The following is a 328-nucleotide window of genomic DNA, read 5'->3' on the forward strand; positions in this document are numbered from 1 at the left end:
ATTCAAGGAGCAGCTCGATGAGTACGCTGATGTTATTTCAAGGAAGCTTATTCGGTCGTGCTCTACCAACTGAGCTATCGAGCCAAATAGTTTACGGCTTTCAATAAGCTTCGAATCTCTTCGTCAACTTCATCACTCACATCCTCACGTATTCTCATACGCTCCGGTGTTCATTCAATCGCTTCCTCGACCTTTTCGCTTATCGAAACCCTTTTCCTTGAGAAAAGGAAATGAGTAAATTATAGCTTAAATAAAATGGCGGTCCGGACGGGACTCGAACCCGCGACCTCCTGCGTGACAGGCAGGCATTCTAACCAACTGAACTACC

General features: G+C 45.7%; 1 tRNA gene. It reads right to left on the reverse strand.

Going from position 1 to position 328, the window contains the following annotated elements:
• Positions 1-256: 256 nt before the first annotated feature.
• Positions 257-327 (reverse strand) — tRNA-Asp (locus Q1B07_RS26885).
• Between the last annotated feature and the right edge of the window lies 1 nt (position 328).

The sequence above is a fragment of the uncultured Metabacillus sp. genome (assembly GCF_947503125.1).
Taxonomy (GTDB): domain Bacteria; phylum Bacillota; class Bacilli; order Bacillales; family Bacillaceae; genus Metabacillus.